The 21,738-nt window shown below is 48.8% G+C and carries 17 protein-coding genes; all 17 read right to left on the reverse strand.

Translation table 11 applies throughout. The features are described from left to right. Window positions 1-29: 29 nt before the first annotated feature. The 17 genes from BN3656_RS12160 to acpP all read right to left on the reverse strand — a co-directional run bounded on the left by BN3656_RS12160 (window position 30) and on the right by acpP (window position 21,725). Window positions 30-1,649, reverse strand: coding sequence for a nitrite/sulfite reductase (locus BN3656_RS12160; RefSeq protein ID WP_066548543.1), 1,620 nt, complete (start codon window positions 1,647-1,649; stop codon window positions 30-32). Next, complete coding sequence (locus tag BN3656_RS12165) at window positions 1,594-5,025, reverse strand: SbcC/MukB-like Walker B domain-containing protein (RefSeq protein ID WP_066548546.1); 3,432 nt, start codon at window positions 5,023-5,025, stop codon at window positions 1,594-1,596. Before BN3656_RS12165 ends, BN3656_RS12160 begins: the two co-directional genes overlap by 56 nt. Beyond that, a complete protein-coding gene (locus BN3656_RS12170; protein WP_242963000.1) occupies window positions 5,009-5,656 on the reverse strand; it encodes a DUF4194 domain-containing protein in 648 nt (215 codons plus the stop codon). Before BN3656_RS12170 ends, BN3656_RS12165 begins: the two co-directional genes overlap by 17 nt. Then, a complete protein-coding gene (locus tag BN3656_RS12175) occupies window positions 5,653-7,002 on the reverse strand; it encodes a Wadjet anti-phage system protein JetA family protein (RefSeq protein WP_066548548.1) in 1,350 nt (449 codons plus the stop codon). The genes BN3656_RS12170 and BN3656_RS12175 overlap by 4 nt, the downstream gene beginning before the upstream one ends. 47 nt (window positions 7,003-7,049) lie before the next feature. Then, on the reverse strand, window positions 7,050-8,600 hold the full coding sequence (gene cobA / locus BN3656_RS12180; RefSeq protein ID WP_066548550.1) for a uroporphyrinogen-III C-methyltransferase: 1,551 nt from the start codon (window positions 8,598-8,600) through the stop codon (window positions 7,050-7,052). Further along, a complete protein-coding gene (gene hemC, locus BN3656_RS12185) occupies window positions 8,597-9,574 on the reverse strand; it encodes a hydroxymethylbilane synthase (RefSeq protein ID WP_066548553.1) in 978 nt (325 codons plus the stop codon). The genes cobA and hemC overlap by 4 nt, the downstream gene beginning before the upstream one ends. Then, window positions 9,571-10,233, reverse strand: coding sequence for a bifunctional precorrin-2 dehydrogenase/sirohydrochlorin ferrochelatase (locus tag BN3656_RS12190; RefSeq protein WP_066548556.1), 663 nt, complete (start codon window positions 10,231-10,233; stop codon window positions 9,571-9,573). The genes hemC and BN3656_RS12190 overlap by 4 nt, the downstream gene beginning before the upstream one ends. Then, a complete protein-coding gene (locus BN3656_RS12195) occupies window positions 10,230-11,702 on the reverse strand; it encodes a D-alanyl-D-alanine carboxypeptidase family protein (protein WP_242963001.1) in 1,473 nt (490 codons plus the stop codon). The genes BN3656_RS12190 and BN3656_RS12195 overlap by 4 nt, the downstream gene beginning before the upstream one ends. Window positions 11,703-11,719: 17 nt before the next feature. Continuing rightward, window positions 11,720-12,565 carry a DUF368 domain-containing protein gene (locus tag BN3656_RS12200; RefSeq protein WP_066550816.1) on the reverse strand — a complete coding sequence of 282 codons (846 nt, stop codon included), beginning with the start codon at window positions 12,563-12,565 and terminating at the stop codon, window positions 11,720-11,722. 147 nt (window positions 12,566-12,712) lie between these two features. Beyond that, a complete protein-coding gene (locus tag BN3656_RS12205) occupies window positions 12,713-13,009 on the reverse strand; it encodes a 2-hydroxy-acid oxidase (protein ID WP_066548558.1) in 297 nt (98 codons plus the stop codon). 9 nt (window positions 13,010-13,018) lie between these two features. Beyond that, a complete protein-coding gene (locus BN3656_RS12210; RefSeq protein WP_066548560.1) occupies window positions 13,019-13,591 on the reverse strand; it encodes a hypothetical protein in 573 nt (190 codons plus the stop codon). 28 nt (window positions 13,592-13,619) lie between these two features. Further along, the gene (locus BN3656_RS12215; RefSeq protein WP_066548562.1) at window positions 13,620-14,876 is read right to left on the reverse strand and encodes a chloride channel protein; all 1,257 of its coding nucleotides are present in this window, start codon (window positions 14,874-14,876) and stop codon (window positions 13,620-13,622) included. A 20-nt stretch (window positions 14,877-14,896) separates the two neighbouring features. Continuing rightward, a complete protein-coding gene (gene ilvA / locus BN3656_RS12220; RefSeq protein WP_066548565.1) occupies window positions 14,897-16,129 on the reverse strand; it encodes a threonine ammonia-lyase in 1,233 nt (410 codons plus the stop codon). An 81-nt stretch (window positions 16,130-16,210) separates the two neighbouring features. Further along, window positions 16,211-17,146: a signal recognition particle-docking protein FtsY gene (gene ftsY, locus BN3656_RS12225; protein WP_066548568.1), complete on the reverse strand. Its 936-nt coding sequence runs from the start codon at window positions 17,144-17,146 to the stop codon at window positions 16,211-16,213. Window positions 17,147-17,182: 36 nt separating this feature from the next. Continuing rightward, window positions 17,183-20,743, reverse strand: a complete 3,561-nt coding sequence (gene smc, locus BN3656_RS12230) for a chromosome segregation protein SMC (RefSeq protein ID WP_066548571.1) — start codon at window positions 20,741-20,743, stop codon at window positions 17,183-17,185. After that, on the reverse strand, window positions 20,734-21,432 hold the full coding sequence (rnc, locus tag BN3656_RS12235) for a ribonuclease III (protein WP_066548577.1): 699 nt from the start codon (window positions 21,430-21,432) through the stop codon (window positions 20,734-20,736). The genes smc and rnc overlap by 10 nt, the downstream gene beginning before the upstream one ends. Window positions 21,433-21,491: 59 nt before the next feature. After that, the gene (acpP, locus tag BN3656_RS12240) at window positions 21,492-21,725 is read right to left on the reverse strand and encodes an acyl carrier protein (protein WP_066548580.1); all 234 of its coding nucleotides are present in this window, start codon (window positions 21,723-21,725) and stop codon (window positions 21,492-21,494) included. Window positions 21,726-21,738 lie beyond the last annotated feature (13 nt).

The following is a 21,738-nucleotide window of genomic DNA, read 5'->3' on the forward strand; positions in this document are numbered from 1 at the left end:
AAAGGAAAGACCTTTTAAAAAGTGCCCTTTTATGCCAGGAAGTTCTCTGCAATCTTGCGGATTCCTTCCGCATCCTTTGCATACCAGCCTTCAAAATCGAGGCCGCTTTCCTGTACCGCATGGCCTAAGGCCTTTAAAAATGCCGGAATGTTCTCTTCCAGTATCGCTCCCAGCTCTTCTCCCATCCGTTCTTTTCCCTGGAAGCAGCATCCCTTTACGAAAAGATTAAAAGCAGGTTTGACTTCTTTATTTACTGATTTTACACCACCTCTGAAGCCGATTACTCCTGTCTGGTGAGTGCCGCAGGAAGATGGACAGCCAGAAATATGGATCTGAGGCAGGATACCGTCTTCAAAGCCCTCTTCACGCTCCATTTCGATCAGACGGTGAAGCAGAGCCTGGGAATCTCTTACACCCTGCTGGCAGATTGATGCGCCGATACATGCTACCGATTCCTCAAAACGGCTGCAGGAGCAGACCGCCTTTTCAGAAGAGGTAACCTCTAACACCTTTTTTACATCCTCTGCCCGGCAGTTGATCACATAAAACATTTCTTCCGGAGACAAACGAAGTTCCGCACCAGGAATAGACTCTATCACCTCATAAAGATCTGCAAAAAGAGAAGGCTCCGGGCTTCCTCCAAGCGGATGGCAGGCTACGCTGTAAAGCCCGTTCTGTTTCTGAGGGATCACCCGCTTTCTCATATAAGGATCTGAAATAGAGGCAAATAAAATCTCCCTGGAAGTAGCAAAAGCTGTACTCTGATCCTGTACCGTCTCTTCGGATAAGGAAGTCTCTCCCATTTCCAGAGTAAGATCTCCTTCCTCCGCATAAACCTCGTCCAGCTTCTTTAAAAATGCTTCCTTATACGCCTCAGCACCTCCCAGAGCTTCCTGCATAAAACGGCTTCTGGCTTTGGCCCTGTTTTCATAATTGCCATACGCACAGAACAGCTCATGCATGGCTCGGATATAGTAAAGGATCTGATCCGGAGCCACTCCCTCTGCCACCCTTACGCCAAAAGCAGGCTTATTTCCCAGACCACCTGCGCTGTATACGTCAAAGGTGCCATCCTCTCTGGCCGCAAAGCCAAGATCCCTGTACGTCGCATGCGTGACATTCTTTGGCGTATTAGAAAATCCCACCTTCAGCTTTCGGGGCAGTTTTTTCCCCTTGATAAAGCTCATAAGATAATCAGCCGCTTTTAAAGCATAAGGAAGAACGTCAAAATATTCTCCCTCCTCCACACCGGCCAGAGGAGAAACCATTACATTTCTCGGAAAATCTCCACCACCGCCTCTTGTGACAATCCCGCAGGAAAGGGCTTTTACAGCCAGCTCACAAACCTGATCCTTTGACAGATCGTGAAGCTGCAGTGTCTGACAGGTTGTTAAATGAACCCGTTTAACCTCATATTCCTTAATACTCTGTACCACAAAGGCCAGTTTTTCCTTTGTCATCACACCGCCCGGCATACGCAGACGAAGCATGCTGGCCTTTCCGCCCTTTTGAGCATAGCTTCCGAAACCGCCCGAAATGCCCTTATAAGTTTTGGCATCCATCTCTCCGCTGTAAAACTGCTCCGTGGCCTGTTCAAACTGTCTGTAGTCCTCTTTCCAGCTCTCCGGCTGAATTGCTGTCATCTTCATAGATAACCTTCCTTTCCTGTGTAAACTCTTTTAAGCGCCCCCGTTCAAATTCCTGAATGGAAATCGCTTTTTTGTTTGGATTTGCAAATACAAAGGTTCGATCCACATTTTCCAGATAGTTCTGGATCTTATCGTTGGTAGCGCTGATAATCGCCTGGAAGCCCAGTCCCCGGATCAGTTCAATGCAGCTTGCCACCTTTTCCGCATCCATCTTGGAAAAGGCCTCGTCTAAGATCACCAGGCGGATCGACGGGCTTTTTCGAAGTCCTGCAGGCTGTCCGATATGGTAAGCCTGTGCAAAGCTTGCAAGAAGCGCTACGTACAGGGGATTTTGCCCCTCTCCGCCGGAATTTTTCCGAAGCATTTTGCTTAAACGGATCTTTATAACCTCGTCTCCGTTCTGAACCAGCTGCTGCATATCAAAAGAAAGATAGGTCCGGTAATCGGAATATTTTTCCATATTCCGTCTGGCCTCCTCAAGCTGCTCCGGCGCAGCGTTTTCCGGCGGGATAAAAATGCTGATCAGCTCGTTAATCCTGTCTCCGTAATGATTTTCATGCTCCATGGTAAAAAGGTTCAGCTGATTTTCAAAGCTGTGATCCAGCCGGGAGGGATCTACCTCTAAAGATTCATCCATAAACATATCATAATACCGTCCGTCTGCTCCCTTAGACCGCGAAATCACAAACCTGTATTTATCCTTTCCAAAATCCAGACGGCTGATGATCCGGTTCAGTTCTTCAGTCCGCAGCATGGCCTCCTTAATAGCGCTGCGGATCTTGTACATAAAATCATCCTTAAAATGCTCCACTGCCGATCGGGCCTGCCTGGCAGCCTGCTCCTTAAACCGTTCCAGATCATCACAGGAAAGGCGGTCAAGAAGACTGTCATACGCCTCGTTATCTCTGGCACTTACCGGCACATTGCGGCCCGGATAGCTGCGGATATACTCGGTACGAAGATTCATAAGCGTTTCTCTGGCCTTATTACTCTGTTCTGTCAGGATCCTGCATTTATTTTCATAGGTTTCCCGCTCTCTGTCATAGCGTATGGCCTCCCTTTCTGCCAGATAAGCCGAAAGTTCCCTGTCGTGCTCCGCATTTTCCTCAAGCTGTCCATTCTGGGATGCTGCTGTTTCTTCCAGCTCTGTAATAGAATGGGAAAAACGCTCCAATTCATTTTTGCGGCCAAGGATCAGCTCCCTCAGGCGGTCCCGTTCCCGTTTCACTCCTTCACACTGCTCAAGAACAGCCGACCGTTCCTCTTCCAGCTGTCCGATATTTTGGGCTTTCAGCTCCTCTAACCGTCTGGATAACTGCTTCTTTTCGGATTCCTTTTTCTTCCAGGCCTTAATTTCCTCCAGCCACTGCATATATTCCTCTGCTGGCCCTTTTAACGCCTCAAGCCCTGATATCCGCCTGCAGTCCGCAAGAACCGCTTCCAGGGGCAGTCCGGCTTTTTTAGTCTCCTCCAGTTCTTCCTGAACCAGCCGGATCCTCTTTCGCAGGCTGTCCTTTCCAATGTACGCCATACGGGTATAATGCTCCGGATTGATATGCTGAAGACGGAGATTATGATATAAAAGGCATTCTGGAGTAATACCGATTTTGCAGTCTGAAAGCTCCTCAATGGAGCGGCATTTGATCACTTTTCCAAGCAAAAGCTCCATATATGGAGCAAGAAACGCTTCTTTAACCCCGATTTCCTCTGCCAGAGAATTTTTAAATACCGCAGCCTGAGAAGAAGCAGCTTTCTCTGTATCGAGAACCGCCACACTGTAATATTTTTTGGGATCCAGCTCACTGTAAATCTTTAAAGCGGCCCTCGCATACCTGGGGGAAACCACCAGGCTTAATTTGTTGTTTCCCAGATACCCCTCTATGGCATTGGCCCATTCCGGATGCTTCACTTCCAGAAGGTCAGCCAACACGAATACATCTGCGCTTTTTCCTGTTTCCTCAAACAGGCGCCGTTTTAAATACTCTCTTGCCTCCTCCAGATATTTCGGATAGGCCTTGCTTCCTGCCTGAAGCTTTTCAAGCTCCTCCTTTAACTGCTTTTCCCTGCGCTTTAGCTCATTGAACCGGGCAGCCGTTTCCTGGCGGAGTTTTTCTGTATCCGCCTCCATAGAAGCAAGGGATGCCTTTAAGCGGATCATCGTTTCCTTTGAAATGGTGCGCTGTTCAAACTCCTCAATATCCCAGAGTGTCTGATTGGAGGTGATATCCTCCTCCTCCCATTTTTTCAGGGAAAGGGTGGTTTTCTGCCAGCGGGCCTCGCTGCGGCTTAACTGTTCGCAAAGCTCTCCCAGGGATGAAAGCTGTTCCTTTAACTCCCCGTATCCGGTAGAGGCAATCCGGCGCAGCAGCTCATCGCTCTGGTCTGTAAGCTCCTTGATCCGGCCTTCGGCACTCTTTAAGGCTTCTGTCTGGCGGTTCAGTTCTTCTTTTCCCAGAGCCGTCCGGTCATTTAAATTCCGGATCCGGGAACGGGTATCTAAAAGCTCCAGTTTTTTTACAAACCACTGATACTTGTCCAGCTTATCCTCCAGCATGGTAAAGGTATCAAAGGCTTCACGGATTGCGGTAAGGCAGCGGATCTCCTGACTGGTATCTTCAATCTTTCTGCGCATCCGTCCGTACTGCATTACGCTTTCCTGCATATCCTCCATATGGATATCCTGCTCCGTACAGATATATTCCTTAACGAAGTCCTCCAGCTTGATATTCATCCGAAAGGGGATCGCCCGTTTAAAAAGCAGAGGAAACTTCTCACTGTCAAGTCCTCCCAGATACGTCTCATACATGATCCGGCGAAACCTCTCATTATGGGAGGTAGAAAAATGCTCTTCCTTTCCATAATGGGTATCCAGCCAGCGTTCCACTTCACGGATGGACATGGTACGGGTTTCTGTGCGGTATTCATTTTCCCACAAAGGGCCTTTATGCCAGAAAAAGCGGCGGGATATCTCATTGGATGCCGTTTCTACATCAAACACAATGCCGATACACTGGTATTCTTCCGTATCGGTGCGTTTTAATTCCAGTACAATAGTAGAACTGAAATTGCGGTTTCTCAAATAGGAAAATTCGTTATTGTCCCCTATATTGACCATGCCCCTTAAATATTCAATGAGGCTTCGGTCCGAATCGTCGGCAGCCGCCTTGTTAAAAAAGCCTCTGCCGTCCGTATTGGCATACAGCACCAGCTGCAGGGCGTCAATTACCGTGGATTTTCCGCTTCCGGAATGACCGGTAAAAAAGTTGATCTCCTCATTTAAGGTAAGCGTCTTTCTGGAAATGTAATGCCAGTTGTTCAGACAGATCCGCGTAAAGGCCCAGAACGGCCCGACTGCCGGCTTATATTCCGTTGTCACTTTCCCCTTCCTCCTCTCCTTCTTCAAAATCAGCTAAAAGCTCTCTCACATCATCCCCCAAAAGCACTACATTGATGCTGGGATAGATGATAAACGGGCTTTCATAAGACAGCTCATCCAAAAGATCCAGAGGCTCGATCAGCTGATATTTTTTCAGCAGCGTAACCGTGCGCCGGATCTCGCTGGGAGAAGGCTGGCGTTTAAAAAGCCGGTAATTCCCCAGTTTTTCATGGACCGCTCCCAGCGTAGTATATACGTTCACGCTGGCAGATACATTTTCCATCTGTTCATCATAGATCAGTTTGAGAATAAGAAGATAAAGGGTTGCCAGTCTAGGAAGCTTTTCACCCACCAGATCTTCTCCCTGGATATAGATCATCCCCATATGGCTGTTTTCCAAAACCTCAATGCCGGCGACGGCAAAATACCGGCGGATAAATTCCAGGTGGAGACTGCAGCTGCGATACTCCTTTGTATACTGGAACCGGCCTGTTTTCTTATCATACTTGCGCTCCAGCAGAAACGTCTGGCGAAGCAGAAGGCGGATCAGATCCGTGATCTCCTGTTTCGTCTGGCCCATCTGTTCGTCATAGTAGGGAATCCCTGCTTCTGTCTTTATAATTTCCGTCACGTTCTGGTCCTCCTTACAAATACAAAACCCGGATAGGTGTAAGGCCCCTTCATTACAGGCGCCGGATCCTCCGTCTCTGCCGTATAGGTACTTTTTCTCCGGATGGATTCATCATATGCAAGGATCAGCTTTTCAAAATCCCCGTCATTTTCCACCGTATCCTCCGTTACCTCCATCCGGCCGTCCTTCATCCGGCTGGTGATAAATTCCTCAATCTCTCTGTGGCTGTAGCGGTTCTTTACCCTGTTAATGTTAAGGATCTCCTCTGCCGAAAGCTCCGGCATTTCTTCCTCATCCTTTAGCTGCTCCGTAAAAGATGCCCTGGTATGCCTGCGCCTGTAAAGAGAAGCCTCCGAAACCACATTGGGCTGGGACAGGTTCATACGTTCCCCAATGGCCTTTAGCTCATCCTCTGTTCCTCCTGTTTTGGAAAGATGGTTTAACAGCTGGATCACCAGCCCCTTCATATCATCCTCCTGGTTTAAAAGATAGCCCATACGCGTCACAGTCGCCTTAACATACCGGGAATGTTCTTTGTCCATATTGGATATCCTGTGTTCAATATCGTCAAAGCCCTTCTCCAGCTGATCCAGCTTTTCAAGGATCTCACCCGTCCCCTCTCTGCCGGAAAGACGGGTAAGCCAGGGAATATCCTCCCGCATGGAAGCAATCCAGCTTTTAATATCCGTTTTATAAAGATAAAAATTATCGCTGGTCTTTAAAATGTGGTATTTTTTATTTACCACCTCTTCCACATACCCCTCCAGATGATCCTTTAAAAGAGAACCGTAATCCCTCTGCTCCAAAAGCTTTCCGAAAAACTTATCCATGTTGTGAAGCATATCCTGAAGGGACTTATTCAGTTTTTTCGTATTTACAAGAGCCGTATCCAGAAGGCTGATGCCGGATCTGGGGTCATGTTTTAATGAAAAAAGGATGGCATAGATATTCTGGATATAGATCTGAGCTTCATCCTCCTGCTCATTACAAAGCCTGGAAAAGCTTTCTATAAAAACAGCCGCATAATCCGGGATGATAATATTGACAGTCATGGTTGCATAGTCATCCACTTTTCTGAGCCATCCGGTCTTTAAAAGCCAGTTTAAAACCCGGGTGGCCGGAGGCTCAAACTGATCCTCTTCTTCCTCTAATTCATCCTGCCAGATCACACAGCGTTTTTCTGCAAAATATTCACTTAAAAGCTGAATACACATTTCCCTGCTTAAAAAATAATTGCTGTATTCGTATTCCTCGCTGATTTTTAACAGCGCTTCAATGTAAGCAGACCGGTTCACCGAGCGGAAAAGGCTCCAGAACCGGTCCGGTATCTCCTGTATCAGTTTCATTGGTTTCCTCCTGATTTGGATACCCCTATTATATCAGGAAAAACGCCTTATGGCAATGGAGCAGTCCCATCAATTACCGCTTTCACAAGTCCCGGAATATGATAAGACTCAGCAATGATATCCGCTGTTTTTCCGATCTCCTCTTTCATCGCCTCTGCAGTAACCGGGCCGATGGCCGCATACAAGGGTCTTTCTGAATCCTCCGGCCTGCAAAATCCTCCGGCCTGTTTAAATGCACGGACGCCGGAAGGGCTTGCAAATATCAGCACACGGCATAACGACAGCTGCTCTTCCATTCGTTTCGAGGGAACGCCCTTTACCGCATAAAGAGGAATATCATCAAAAGGGATCCCTGCCTTTATAAGCATCTGAGCCAGTTTCACAGAGGCTCCCTCCGCTCTTGCCATAAGAACGCGGTCCTTTGAATGAAGCACTTTAAAAAGCGCCTGAGCCAGGCTGGCAGAGCAGTATTCCTCCGGCACAAGATCCGGCCGGATCCCCCGTTCCAAAAGCGCCCTGCAGGTTGCAGCCCCGATCGCAGCCACCTTCATATGCCCTAAAGCCCGGATATCCAGGCCGGATTCAAAAAGCCCTTTAAAAAACAGCCGGACACCGTTTACACTGGTAAGAACCAGCCAGGTATATGTTCCTAGTCTGGGATATACGGAAGCCATGGCATTTTTCCCTTTTTCTTCCAGGCATTCCATCCGAAGGAGCGTTTCTGTTTTTGCCCCCTCTTTTCGCAGTGCGATTTCCATCTGATCTGTAAAATGCTCCGTTCCGATCAATCCGACGGTCATTCCATCAAGAGGCCCTCTGGGATTTACCGTTTCCGGCTGCAGGTTAAAGGCAGCCGCCTCCCCCACTACGATAATGGCAGGCGTGTGAAAGCCCTGCTCCTTCGCTTTTGCGGCAAGCGTCTCTAGATCAGCCCGCAAAACCCTCTGGTTTAAAAGAGAACCGTTCTCGATCAGGGCAGCCGGTGTCTGTGGAGACTTTCCTCCCCGGATCAGGCCCTCTGTAATAGACGACAGGCTGTGAAAGCCCATGAGAAAAACAAGGGTTCCCTCCATTGCAGCATATGCTTTCAGCTCGTTCTGCTCACAGCCGCCCGCCAAGGTATGACCGGTAATCACATGAAAGCTGCGGCTTATGCCCCGATGGGTGACGGGAATCCCCGCAAGCTCCGGTACGGCTACCGCAGAGGTGATCCCAGGAACGGTTTCCCATGAAATCCCGGCCTCTTTTAATGCCAGGATCTCCTCCGATCCCCTGCCGAACACAAAAGGATCGCCGCCCTTTAAGCGGACTACATTTAACCCCTCTTTTGCCAGCCCGATCAAAAGATGGTTGATCTCCTCCTGAGGCATGGAGTGGCTCCCTGCTTCCTTTCCGGCATAAATGATCCTGCAGTCCTTTCGGACAAACCCTAAAAGCTCCTGGGAAGCCAGATGGTCATAGACCACGGCATCACAGGCCTTTAACCGCTCCATCCCCCGGATGGTCAAAAGTTCTCCCGCTCCCGGTCCGGCTCCTACCAGACACACGGTACCCCATTTTTTTTCATTCCTTGATACAGGTGTAATGGTATATTTCATGGCCAAAGTAATCCTTTCCCCGCTTGATCTGCTAGTGTTGTCACTGATATTTCTGAAAGTGTTCCGCACAGGTCAACCCGGCGTATCTTATTTTTAAGCTCCGCGTCCGTAAGCTGTGAAGCATGTTCCGGTCCATTGATCCCGCGAAGGCGCAGTTTCGTTTTTCCATCTTCTTCAAAGAGGTTCGCATATACGGCCACCGGCGCATGACAGCCTGCCTGAAGCGTTTCAAGCACTGACCTTTCTGCTGTAAGGCACAGACGGGATGATCTGCAGTCGATCTGGCTGCAGAGCCTGTGAGCCTCTGTATCCGCTTTCGTCTCCACTGCAAGGATTCCCTGTCCCCCGGCAGGCAGAAACTGTTCCGGGCTCAGGCGGATGAAGCGCCATTCTTCCCCCTCTTCAATTCCCAGACGTTTTAACCCTGCTGCTGCTAAAAGGATCCCGTCACAGGCGCCTTCTTTCAGTTTTTTTAATCGGGTCTGGACATTTCCCCGAAGCGTCCTGCACACAGGCCGGCTTTCCTTATCCAGCCATTTTGTACTGCCGCAGATACTCTGCCACTGCTCCCGGATCTGCAGCTGGCGTCTGGGACTGGAGGTTCCGATGACAAGTTCCTTTTTGTCTGTCTTTAAGGCAGTCTTTGGCAGTATCAGTACATCCCCCGGATCTTCGCGCTCAGACAGCGCTGAAATCACCAGCCCCTCTGGAAGAGAAACCGGCATATCCTTGGCACTATGGACTGCAAGGTCAATGGAGCCTTCTAAAAGAGCCTGTTCAAATTCGGAAACAAATGCTCCCTTCCCCCCAAATGCCTGGAGAGGAGAATGAAGGAGCTGGTCTCCTAGCGTATCCCTTGTAAGAATCTCTGTCTGAAGACCCGGAAACTTATTTTTCAGCTGTTCAGCGATCATTTCTGCCTGGCGCAGAGCCAGAACACTTTTCCGGCTTCCGATACGAAGTATATGGTTCATGTGTTTTCTTCCTCTTTTTTTATATACATGGTCTGAGAACATTCAGCCAGCAATGCCTGTATTTCCTCTGATGAAGGGAGCTTATCCATATTAAAAACTGCCTCTGCAAGCCGGACGGAAAGCTCACGCCGCAGCCCGCCTGAATCTGGAAAACGATCCTTCATCTCTCTGCGCAGCGCTCCTAAAAGCCCGGCCCGTTCTCCCATATGGTCCGGTATGGAATGGGAAATGCGCTCCTTTAAAAGATGGGCCAGCACAGGGCTTTCACCCCCTGTACATACGGCAGCTGTCACCGGGCCGTCCGTAAACAGCGACGGGAAAAGAAAGCTGCTGTCTTCTGGCCCCTGGACCGAATTAACCGGAATTTTCCTTTGTTTGCACCACCGGGAAATGGTCCGGTTCAGCTCAATATCATTAGTGGCAGCAATGACCAGATCTGCTTTCTTTAAATCCTCCAGGCAAAAGGGGCGCATGCTCCGCCTGAAACGCACTTCCTCCTGTTCAAGGCGGTCAAACTCAGGGATAAACTCCTTTGCCACCGCATGGACCAAAACTCCAAAGGGGAGAAGGCCGCAGACCTTACGGTATGCGACCTTCCCCCCTCCGACTGTCACACAGAGCCACCCCTCAATATCTGTAAAAAAAGGGAAATAACTCATAACAGATCCTCCGGTTCATCATTGGCTGTCCGTTTTCCCAAAGCAGCCTTTCTCTCATTTAACAGACGTTCAAACTCATCCTGGCTGCAGCCCATTTCCTCCAGACGCTTTCTGCGCCTTTCCTTCATCCGTGCCAGACGTTCCTTCTCTTTTCTTTGCTGAACCGCAGCGTAAATCCCGCAAACCGCAATCAGAAGCAGGACAGCTGCGCCCGCTCCGGCGATGAGCCCGTCGGGTAAAGAAATCCCTTTCTTTTCAGACGGCTCTTTGGATGAAGACGGATCTGTCTGTTCAGGTGCCTCCTGTGAAGGCTCTGCCGCACTGCTTAAAGCCTTTGTGGTATACAGCCATGCCACTCCGATCTGTCTGTCATTATAGGAATAGATGATCCGGCCGACAGCCCCCTCTGGATGGTTCTCTGGAATCTCAGTCTGCAGATACTGATCTGCGTCTCCAAATTCTGCATCATTGGGAAGAGTGATCACCGCTGTATCATCCAGATACAGCTCGGACGGCAGATAGGATACACCGTTTATTTCTACCGGCTCTTCACCGGTGATGTAATGGGTTTCATTTTCTGCCACATTTACATTTTTGAACCGTTTAAAACCAAAATCCAGAATGGTCTTTGTATCTGAATAATGGGTCTTTTGGGTACTCTTTAAAGTCACCGCTACCTGGCGCCGGTCATCCTTTACCGCGTAAGTTACAAGGGTCTGTCCTGCAAGAGAGGTATAGCCTGTCTTTCCTGCCACTGCTTCCGGATAATAGTATTCGCTGGTTCCGTCCTCTGTAACCACCAGTTTATGCTCAAGGGAATAGGTACGCCCTTCTGGATTGTTTTTGGTGGGAGGAAGCGTGGCTTTTTTTGCCGAACAGATTTCAAGGATCTCTGGATCTGAAAATGCTGCCGCGCCGATCATGGCCATATCGTAGGCAGAGGTCAGCTGGGCCTCATCATTTAAGCCGGACGGGTTTTCAAAATTGCTTTCCCGGCAGCCTAATGCCTCTGCCTTTTCATTCATCATGTCCGCAAAAGCCTCTCGGCTCCCTGCCACATGTTCTGCCAGGGCGTTGGCTGCCTGATTGGAGGACTGCAAAAGCATAACAGACAGACTGTCCTTCACAGACAGAACATCCCCCTCTTCCAGGCCCAGCTTATTTCCGCTTCCCGATTCTACATTATAAATGGCATCATGAGAAAACGTAACCTGCTCGTCCATGGAAGCATGTTCAGCCACCACAAGAGCTGTGAGCAGTTTTGTAATACTGGCTGGCGGAAGCTGGACATGGATATTCTGGGCAAACAGCACTGCTCCTGAATCCATATCCATCACAATCCCAGCCTCGGACTGGACACCGGTATCCGCAGGCCAGTCCGGTTTTGCGAACACGGGAAAAGCTGTCAGGGAACAGCTGAGCGCAAGTGTCAAAAAGAAACCGCACAGGCGTTTCATCCGTCGGATCATCGTATATACCCCCAATATTATGATTCAAGCCTTGCCTTTAAAAGCTCCAGACCGGCCAGGATCAGCCCGCCCAAAATAAAGAACGGGATACTGAAGGTAGAAAGGCTTACAGGAGCTTTTGGCACATCCAGCGTAGTGGGCCCCATAAGAATGGCATATAGGGAGCCGATCATCAGGCCCAGAATGGCGTAGATCGTCTGGGAACGGTGGCGTTCCAGACATATTTTTACAAATTTTATAATCGCAATAATTCCTGTGACAACACCCAGGCCGAAGATGACCACTACGGGCAGATAACTGAAATTAAAATGGAGCAGCTCCTTGATCGCCCCGATAACGGGAACATAGAGTCCAAAGATCAAAAGAAGGGTAGAGCCGGAAATTCCCGGAAGTACCATGGCTGTAATTGCGATCATAGCAGCAAAGAAAATATAAATGCCCAATCCGAATGAAAGCTGATCCGCTGATACACGGATGCCCTCTCCGCCGGATGGATTAAACCAGGAAATGGCAAATACCAGAGCTGCGCCCAAAAGGGTAAAGACCAGATTTCCAGCCTGTCCTTTTATCACCGCCGCTTCTTCCTTTATAACCATCGGTATAGCAAACAAGGTAAGGCCAAAGAACACAGAGCTGATCTGATAAATGTGAGCTTCAAACAGACTGGCAAGAATTAAAACGGACAGACCAAAACCAATGATCCAGCCAATCCCCAGCTTTACCAGAAAAAGAAACGCCTTTTTGCGTTTTTTGCTGTCACGCCCCATTAAATCATTTAAAGAATTGATAAATTCATCATAAAACCCAAGCAAAAACGCAATGGTCCCGCCGGAAACTCCGGGTACGCTGTCTGCCAGAGCCATGCAAAATCCTCTCACTGCATTTAAAAACACCTGCATCTTCCTCCTGTTTCGTTCGAAAATTTCAAATCGGACCGCTCTGGCTATACTACCACGGCAATCCGCACATTGAATTATTATACATGAAATAGGAGGAAATTCAAGTAAATCTTATGAGGTCTGATGATGAAGCGCCGCTTTCCACCGCTCCTTTTTTTCTGTCAGACGTTCGTTGATCCAGTCAACGCCGCGGGCGATCCCGTCCGCATCAAAGGAGGTTTTTAAATGCTCCTTTTCCTCTTCCGGTGTAAAATCATAGCTGTAGGGTTCCGGCCACACACTTACGAAAAGAAGGGTTTCCTCATTCTCCTCCAGTTTTTCCATCCGAAACCGCAGTCCTTTATGACTACCGGTAAATTTTTCCTTTTTTAGGAAATTTATCGGCATAAAATCCTTTAACTCCAGCATAGCCTTCTCCTACCGCTGAGAGATCAGCTCTAATAACATAGTTACCATTGATGAAATATCCGCATCCGATACGTTCGATGCCGTATAGAGCGTATATGACGTATCCTTCCATTTCCAGGAAGCAAAGCGGCCTCCACTCTGGGTAGTACGGATCTGGGCAGAAACCGTTTCTCCCCCTTCCAAATCCTTAAATTCAACGGTCAGGATCTGATCCGTAAAGCGTTCAAAAATCCCGGCAAAATCCTCTGCCGTGTTGGAAGCACGGTAGGAATAGGGAATTTCATGATATGAAAACTGAATTTCAGCTACCTCTCCATTCAGGATAAAGCAGAGAGGATCTTCTGCCTCCTCCGGAAGAGCCATATAAACCCCAAGAGACTGAAAGGCAGTTTCATCTGTTACCGCAGTCATGGGATTAGGTCTCTGCACGGCAGACGAGGTTTCCGTACCGGATGCAGACGTCCCCTCTTCTGTCTGCATCGTACTTCCCTCCTGCTGTTTTTGTCCGCATCCGGAGGTCATAATAACGGCAGCCGCTATAACCGCCGCCGCTTTATATGGTTTATACGTTTTTTTCATCATACTCACTCCTTTTTAAGCCGTACCTATCCTATCCGTTGGATTTGCGGTTGATAAATTCTGTCCTTGTTTTGGAATAAACAAACTTCTGGCTGGCATACAGGCCATAATAGCCCGACAGGGCAAATGCTACCGCAATAATAATAGAGAAATACTCCATCCCTTCATAACCAAAAAGTTCCAGAGCAATCACTAAGGATGTGATAGGACAGTTGGTCACTCCGGCAAAAAGAGCCGCCATGCCGCAGGCCGCACAGAGAGAGGGAGCAAACCCCGTAATCTCCCCAAACGCACAGCCCAACGCTGCTCCCACGCAGAGGGTAGGCACAATCTCTCCTCCCTTAAATCCTGCTCCTAAAGCAACTGCCGTAAAGAGCATCTTCATAAGAAAGGCCTCATAGCGAACACTTCCCTCTATGCTGCTTTCGATCAGTCCCATACTGCTGCCGCAGTAATCTCTGGTTCCTGATAAAAGGGTAAGGGCGATAAAAAGGAAGCTGCCAGCCAGGATCCGCACTCTGGCGTCTGGAAAATACTTCCGGTAAGCATGTTCTGCCGTATGAAGCAGAACACAGAACAAGATGCTTACCGCAGCACAGAGTATACCTAAAAGTACCAGAAGCCCCACTGCTTTCAAATCCAGCGCCGGTATCATTTCCACCGGGAAATGTTCTCCTTCAAGTCCGGCCGCCCTTGCGATTCCCACCGCCAGAAAGGAGGAAAATACGCAGGGAACCAGGGCTGCATAGTAAAGGACACCAATGCTGACTACCTCCAGGGAAAAAATCGCCGCTGCCACCGGCGTTCCAAAAAGAGCGGAGAATACTGCGCTCATGCCGCACATGATCGCAATCTTTTTATCCCGCTCATCCAGTTTAAACCACTCCCCAAAGGAATTTCCGATGCTGCCTCCCAGCTGAAGAGCCGCCCCCTCACGACCGGAAGAGCCACCCCCCAGATGAGTTAAGATAGTAGAAAAAAAGATTAAAGGTCCTGTGGCAGGCGTCACCCGTTCATTGGAGGAAATTGCATCAATAACCATATTGGTTCCCCTGTTTCCTTCCTCATGGAAGGAGTGGTACATCCAGACGATCAAAAGACCGGACACCGGAAGAAAAAACAGCATGGACGGATGGGACAGCCGAAAACCGGTGGCCCAGGAAACTCCCATGGAAAAAATCGTGCCTGCCGCTCCAGCCACAGAACCGATGACCAGAGCAAGGGCACTCCATTTGATAAAGTAACGGATATTGGCCTTCATTCCGGCTTTGGTATCCCCACGTTTCATTTAATACACCCCCACATGCCCTACATCTCGCTGTAGGTACCCTTTACCTTCACAAGCTTGGGGCGGTATCCTGCATCTGTCAAAGCCGTTACGATCTGATTTTTATGCTCTGTCCCAAATGCCTCCATGGTAATCCGAAGTTCCACAGCCGCATTGCGGTTGATGCTGATAAACTGGTTGTGCTCCAGCTTGATAATATTGCCATGCTGCTCTGCCAAAAGAGAAGATACCCTTGCAAGCTCTCCCGGCTTATCCGGAAGCAGCACGGATACGGTAAAGACTCTGTCTCTCTGGATCAGGCCATGCTGTACGATAGAGGATAAGGTAATCACATCCATATTTCCACCACTTAAGATAGAAACAACCTTCTTCTTTTCCGCCTTGATGTGCTTTAGGGCAGCTACGGTTAAAAGGCCGGAATTTTCTACGATCATCTTGTGGTTTTCCACCATATCCAAAAAGGCTACGATCAGCTCATTATCATCAATGGTGATGATCTCATCTACATTTTCCTGGATATAGGGGAACAGCTTTTCACCTGGACGCTTAACAGCCGTACCATCTGCAATGGTATTGACCTGAGGAAGGGTTACAACTTTTCCCTGGCGCAGCGATTCCTTCATACAGCTGGCTCCGGCCGGCTCAACGCCGATTACTTTGATCTTTGGATTTAACATCTTGGCAAGGGTAGATACTCCTGTGCACAGGCCGCCGCCTCCGATAGGAACCAGGATATAATCAACAGTAGGAAGCTCTTTGATAATCTCCATGGCAATAGAACCTTGTCCTGCTGCAACGTCCAGATCATCAAAAGGATGTACAAAGGTGTATCCGTGCTCCTCTGCCAGTTTGTATGCGTGAGCGCAGGCTTCGTCAAATACATCTCCTTCCAGAACCACATCGGCTCCGTAGCCTTTGGTACGGTTAACCTTGATCAAAGGCGTTGTGGTAGGCATTACTACGGTTGCCTTTACCCCGGCCAGACGCGCGGCATAGGCCACGCCCTGAGCATGGTTTCCAGCAGAGGCAGTGATCAGTCCTCTGGACTTTTCTTCTTCGGACAGGGTACTGATCTTATAGTACGCGCCCCTTACCTTGTAGGCTCCTGTATACTGCATATTTTCCGGCTTAAAATACACCCTGTTTCCTGTCTGTGCAGAAAAATATTCACTGTACACCAGCTTTGTCTCCAGTGTTACCTGTTTTACGATCTCAGAAGCTTCCTCAAATTTCTCTAATGTAAGTTCATCCATACTCGTTCTCTCCTTGGCATTTATTGGTTACAACTATATCACTTTATTGTGATAAATTCAACAGAAAACCGAAAGAGGATCCTACTGTTTCTGTACATGGAACAGGGCGTTTACAAAGTCATCCGCATTAAACTTCTGCAGATCGTCAATCTTTTCACCGATTCCGATGTATTTTACAGGAATTCCCAGTTCCGCCTGGATCGCTACGGCAATTCCTCCCTTGGCCGTTCCATCCAGCTTTGTAAGGATGATGCCCGTGATATCGGCCACCTCCATAAACTGTCTGGCCTGAGCCAGGGCGTTCTGTCCGGTGGTTCCGTCTAAGACCACCAGCGTCTCCCTGTATGCATCAGGATACTCCCGGTCAATGATCCGGTTGATCTTTTTAAGCTCTTCCATCAGGTTCTTTTTATTGTGAAGCCGTCCTGCAGTATCACAGATCAGCACATCTGCCTTTCTGGATTTGGCTGCAGCCACCGCATCATAAATGACTGCCGCGGGATCGGAGCCCTCCTGCTGGGCGATAATATCCACTCCGGCCCGCTCCGACCACTCGGTAAGCTGCTCAATGGCTGCGGCGCGGAAGGTATCGGCTGCAGCAAGGATTACCTTATGACCACTGTCCTTTAACTGGCCGGCCAGCTTTCCTACAGAGGTGGTTTTTCCCACGCCGTTTACGCCGATTACCAGCACAACCGAGGTCCTGTGCTCAAATTCGTAGGCATTTTCGCCCAGATCCATCTGCTTTTTGATGCTTTCGATCAGAATCCCCTTACACTGCTCAGGATCCTTTATATGTTGTTCCTTTACCTTATTTCTCAGGTCCTCTACAATGGACATGGTGGTCTGGATCCCCAGATCTCCCATGATCAAAGTCTCCTCGATCTCCTCATAAAAATCATTATCAATGGCAGAAAAACCGCTGAAAATAGAATCAATTCCTGATACAATGTTGTTCCGTGTTTTGGCAAGTCCTTCTACCAGACGCCCGAAAAATCCCTTTTTTCCTTCAGCCATAAGGCTTATCCTCCTTTTTATATACGGACAGAAAAACTACTCTGTCAGACTGTCCTCAATCAAATTTACACTCACCAGGGCTGATACGCCCTTTTCCTGCATGGTAATGCCGTAAAGGCGGTCGGCAGACATCATGGTACCCCTTCGGTGGGTAATGACAATAAACTGTGTATTTTCTGTAAGCTTATGGAGATACCCGGCAAACCGGTCCACATTGGAATCATCCAGAGCCGCCTCGATCTCATCTAACAGGCAGAAGGGGGACGGCTTTAAATTCTGGATGGCAAACAGCAGGGAAATGGCAGTCAGCGCTTTTTCCCCTCCGGAAAGCTGCATCATATTCTGCAGCTTTTTGCCCGGCGGCTGGGCGATAATCTGAATACCTGCCTCTAAAATATCCTCATCCTCCAAAAGCTCCAGAGTCCCCCGTCCTCCGCCGAAGAGTTCCTTAAACACCCGGTCAAACTCAGAGCGGATCTCTGAAAATTTTTCCTTAAACTGGCGGCGCATTCCCGTATCCAGCTCCAGGATGATCTTTTCTAACTCCGCCTGGGCAGCGGTCAGATCCTCATGCTGGGTTTTCATAAAGAGGAAACGCTCGGATACCTCCCTGTAATCCTCAATGGCATTGACATTGATCGGGCCAAGTGCCTTGATCCGGGTTTTTAATCCGCCTATGATCCGGCTTACTTCTTCCAGAGAAGGAAAATCCTCCTTTTTCATCGCCTCTGCCTGAACAGCCGTCATCTCATATTCCGACCACAGATATGCGGCCCCTGATTCCAGCTTTTCCTGCAGCTTCTCCTCCTGGGACTGAATGCGGAACATATCCTTATCCAGTTCCGAAGCGCGGGATGAAATTTCTTCCCGGACTGTAAAAAGCTTCTTTTGCTGTGCGAGAAACGCTTCCTTCTGCTCTGCTTTTTTTGCGATCAACGCTTCGCTGTCTGCCGTCTGAAGCAGAGAATCCTCAATCTCTCTGCGGATTTTTAAAATCTCCTCCTGCTTTTTTGCAATGGCTTCTCCTGATTCTGTGCTTCCTTTAGAGAGCTGGGACAGTTCCTTTTTAAGCAGCTCCCCTTCTCCCCAAAGACGTTTTTCATTCTCACGGATAAAATCCAGCCTCTGGGCCAGTCCTGCCTGCTTAATGCTTAACTGCGCCAGCTGCTCGCTGTCTGCCTCTTTTTCCTTCTTTGCCTGTTCCAAAAGAAGGCTGTGTGCATTTACAGTCTCAGCAGCAGCCTCACTCTCGCTGTCCAGAGCCTCTTTCTGTGTTTGCAGACTTCTGCGGCTTTCGCTGATCTCCTTTGCCTGAGTCTCCAGCTGATGATGCTCCCTTACCAGATCAGAGGAAGAATCGGCAATCTCTCCCTTTTTCTCCTCCAGTCTGGAAATAGTAACCCGAAGCGTATTCTCTTCCAGCGCCAGCTTTTGTCCGGCTCTTTTTAAGACAGCCGCCTCATCCTTTTTTTCCTGAACAATTGCCTCTTTCAGACTTAACTCTGTCTGAATGGTCTCCGCCTGCTTCAAATAACGTTCGCAGGTCTGTTCCAGCTCCTCGATCTCCCTGCGGCGCCCTAAAAGATTACTGCTGTTTTTAAACGCGCCTCCCGTCATGGAACCGCCTGGGCTTAAAAGCTCACCCTCCAAAGTGACAATTCTCAGGCTGTAGCGGTATTTTTTAGCCAGGGCAATGGCCGCATCAATCGTATCAGCCACTACCACCCGGCCCAAAAGATACCGTACCAGTCCCCGGTAACATTCTTCTGTTTCTACCAGTTCGCTTGCAAGGCCGATCACGCCTGCTTCCTTTAACGCCTCAGGCCTTGAAAAGGACGGTCCGCTTCCCATACTGGTAAGAGGCAGAAAGGTAGCCCGGCCATATTTATTTTTCTTTAAATATTCGATCAGCTGCTTGGCCATAATCTCTGAGTCTGTGACAATGTTCTGGATACTGCCCCCAAGGGCTGTTTCTATGGCTGTTTCGTACCTTTTGCCAGTAGTGATCAAATCTGCCACCACGCCGTGGATCCCATGGATCCGGTCCCGGACCTCCATCACCCGGCGGATGCTGTTTCCGTAGCCGTCATAGCGCTCCGCCAGATTCTGCAGCGATTCCAGCCTGGTATGGGCCATGTGGTATTCCTGCTGGGTATCATTTAACCGTCGGTTTAACCGGCGGACCTCGCCGTCTGCCTGCTCCATACCATCCTCGGCTTCCTGGGCTGCAACCTGCTTTTCCACCAGCTCCGCCTGCACCTGTGCAAGATGCTCCTTTTCCTCTGCGATCCTCTCCTCCTGAAGAGATTCGTCACTTTTAAACCGGAGAAGCTTCTGGGAAACCTCGCTGCGGCGCAGATTTACCTGCTCCGACATAGCCTCATAGCGCTGCTGTCTGGCCGTCAGCTCGGCCTTTTCATTCAGGAAGCGGAGCATCTGAGCGTTTGCCTCCTCGATCACCGCTTCCAGATGGCTGATATGACTTTCTTTTTCAGAAATCTCCTGTCTGGCACGGTTCAGCCGGTTTAATTCCTCTGTATTCTGCTCCCCAATTCGGTTTTGTTCCGCTTCAAAGTCCGCAAGCTGTTCCTCTTTTCCCTTCAGTTCCTCAGTGATGGCTTCCTTTCGGTTTTTAATATGCTCCTCATTCCGCTCTTCTGCGTGGATCTGTTCTCTTAAAACATTGATCCGGCCTTCCAGCGTGTTTTTTTCCATGGACGCCTCATTGAAACGGCTCCGTTCTTTTAAAACAGCTTCCTCCAGACTGCGGATTTCTGCTTCCAGGCGGTCATATTCCTTTCGGATGTCCTCACCTTTTTTTCTAGTCTCCTCCAGATCTCCTTCCAAAACCTGCTTTTTCCTGGAAATTTCGTTTAACTGGCTCTGGATGTGCTCTGCTTCCAACAGAAACTGGTTGGCATCACAGACCTTCAGCTCTTCCTTTAACTGCAGATACTCCCTGGCTGCCTTTGACTGACGCTCTAAGGGTTCCACCTGCTTTTCCAGCTCATTTAAAATATCCGATACACGTACCAGACTGGCCTGTTCGTCCTCCAGCTTTTTCTGTGCAATGGCCTTGCGCCGTTTGTATTTCACAATACCTGCAGCTTCGTCAAAAAGCTCCCGCCGTTCCTCCGGCTTTCCGCTTAAGATCTTATCGATCTGTCCCTGTCCGATAATGGAATAGCCCTCTTTTCCGATTCCCGTATCATAAAAGAGTTCATTGATATCCTTCAGACGGCAGGCGCTCCCATTTATCATATATTCACTTTCACCGGAGCGGTAAAGGCGTCTGGATACCGTCACCTGCTCATAATCGATGGACAGCTGGTGATCGCTGTTATCCAGGGTAATTGCTACGTAGGCAAAGCCCTGGGGCTTTCTCAGTTCTGTGCCGGAAAAGATCACATCCTGCATACTTGCCCCGCGCAGCTGGCGGATTCTCTGTTCACCTAAAACCCAGCGCACCGCATCTGCCACATTGCTTTTTCCGCTTCCGTTTGGCCCTACAATGCCTGTAATTCCATTATGAAATTCAAAGACCAGCTTATTGGCAAAGGATTTAAAGCCCTGGATCTCGATACTTTTCAGATACATGATTCACCTGCCTTAAGCTTTAAAATACCATTGTAGGCAGCGACCTGTTCTGCTGCCTTTTTTGTCCGGCCCACGCCCCGGCCGATCTCTTCCTCTCCCATGAGCGCCCGAACCTCAAAGCTTTTGTTATGGTCCGGCCCTTCCTCCTTTAAAATTTCATAGGATAAAGCACCCGTCTGACGGCTCTGGATCATCTCCTGTAAGATAGTCTTGCTATCATAAAAGAGCTGCTTGTGCTCAATGTCATTTAAAATAAATCTATGTATAAACTCTTTTGCATTAGCAAAACCACCGTCCAGATAAATGGCTCCTATGAGCGCCTCCATAGCATCTGATACCACGGAGTTGCGATTTCGTCCTCCGGTTGCCTCCTCACCCTTTCCAAGAAGCAGATATTCTCCCAGCTTAATATCTCCTGCACAATAAGCCAGAGTAGGCTCGCAGACAATACTTGCCCGTATTTTCGTCAGATCCCCTTCCGGGAGCGTATCATATTTATGATATAAAAAATCACTGGTGACAATCTCAAGCACTGCATCGCCTAAAAATTCCAGACGTTCATTGCAGCGGCTGTGATCCAGCCTGTGTTCATTTGCATAGGAGCTGTGGGTCAGCGCCTGGCTGAAAATATTTTTATTGTGAAATTCATACTGGATCTTCTTCTCCAGCTCTTTTAAACGGGTATTCATATCTATGCGTCCTTCCTTCTTAAACACACAAAGGGGCTGTAAAAACAGCCCCGCGCGTCCTATTCATTCAATGCGTTTTTGATCTGCTCTGCAGCGTCTCCCACGGTAACGATCTGTTCTGCGGCATCATTCGGAATCTCGATATCAAAAGCCTCCTCAATTCCCATAATGATCTGGAAAATATCCAGTGAATCAGCCCCAAGGTCATCTACAAAGGTAGCTTCCATGGTAATATCATCCGGCTCCAGATTTAAAACCTCAGCAATAATTTCCTGCAATTTTTCAAATTCCATATTCTATTCCCTC

Origin of the sequence: Clostridium sp. AT4, assembly GCF_001517625.2 — a bacterium.
Taxonomy (GTDB): Bacteria; Bacillota; Clostridia; order Lachnospirales; family Lachnospiraceae; genus Enterocloster.

What these genes read in the sequence shown, in the direction of transcription:
- BN3656_RS12160 (WP_066548543.1), bottom strand. Translation starts at nt 1,649, where the DNA reads ATGAAGATGACAGCAATTCAGCCGGAGAGCTGGAAAGAGGACTACAGA.
- BN3656_RS12175 (WP_066548548.1), bottom strand. Translation starts at nt 7,002, where the DNA reads ATGAAACTGATACAGGAGATACCGGACCGGTTCTGGAGCCTTTTCCGC.
- cobA (WP_066548550.1), bottom strand. Translation starts at nt 8,600, where the DNA reads ATGAAATATACCATTACACCTGTATCAAGGAATGAAAAAAAATGGGGT.
- hemC (WP_066548553.1), bottom strand. Translation starts at nt 9,574, where the DNA reads ATGAACCATATACTTCGTATCGGAAGCCGGAAAAGTGTTCTGGCTCTG.
- BN3656_RS12190 (WP_066548556.1), bottom strand. Translation starts at nt 10,233, where the DNA reads ATGAGTTATTTCCCTTTTTTTACAGATATTGAGGGGTGGCTCTGTGTG.
- BN3656_RS12195 (WP_242963001.1), bottom strand. Translation starts at nt 11,702, where the DNA reads ATGATCCGACGGATGAAACGCCTGTGCGGTTTCTTTTTGACACTTGCG.
- BN3656_RS12200 (WP_066550816.1), bottom strand. Translation starts at nt 12,565, where the DNA reads ATGGCTCTGGCAGACAGCGTACCCGGAGTTTCCGGCGGGACCATTGCG.
- BN3656_RS12205 (WP_066548558.1), bottom strand. Translation starts at nt 13,009, where the DNA reads ATGCTGGAGTTAAAGGATTTTATGCCGATAAATTTCCTAAAAAAGGAA.
- BN3656_RS12210 (WP_066548560.1), bottom strand. Translation starts at nt 13,591, where the DNA reads ATGATGAAAAAAACGTATAAACCATATAAAGCGGCGGCGGTTATAGCG.
- BN3656_RS12215 (WP_066548562.1), bottom strand. Translation starts at nt 14,876, where the DNA reads ATGAAACGTGGGGATACCAAAGCCGGAATGAAGGCCAATATCCGTTAC.
- ilvA (WP_066548565.1), bottom strand. Translation starts at nt 16,129, where the DNA reads ATGGATGAACTTACATTAGAGAAATTTGAGGAAGCTTCTGAGATCGTA.
- ftsY (WP_066548568.1), bottom strand. Translation starts at nt 17,146, where the DNA reads ATGGCTGAAGGAAAAAAGGGATTTTTCGGGCGTCTGGTAGAAGGACTT.
- smc (WP_066548571.1), bottom strand. Translation starts at nt 20,743, where the DNA reads ATGTATCTGAAAAGTATCGAGATCCAGGGCTTTAAATCCTTTGCCAAT.
- rnc (WP_066548577.1), bottom strand. Translation starts at nt 21,432, where the DNA reads ATGAATACCCGTTTAAAAGAGCTGGAGAAGAAGATCCAGTATGAATTT.
- acpP (WP_066548580.1), bottom strand. Translation starts at nt 21,725, where the DNA reads ATGGAATTTGAAAAATTGCAGGAAATTATTGCTGAGGTTTTAAATCTG.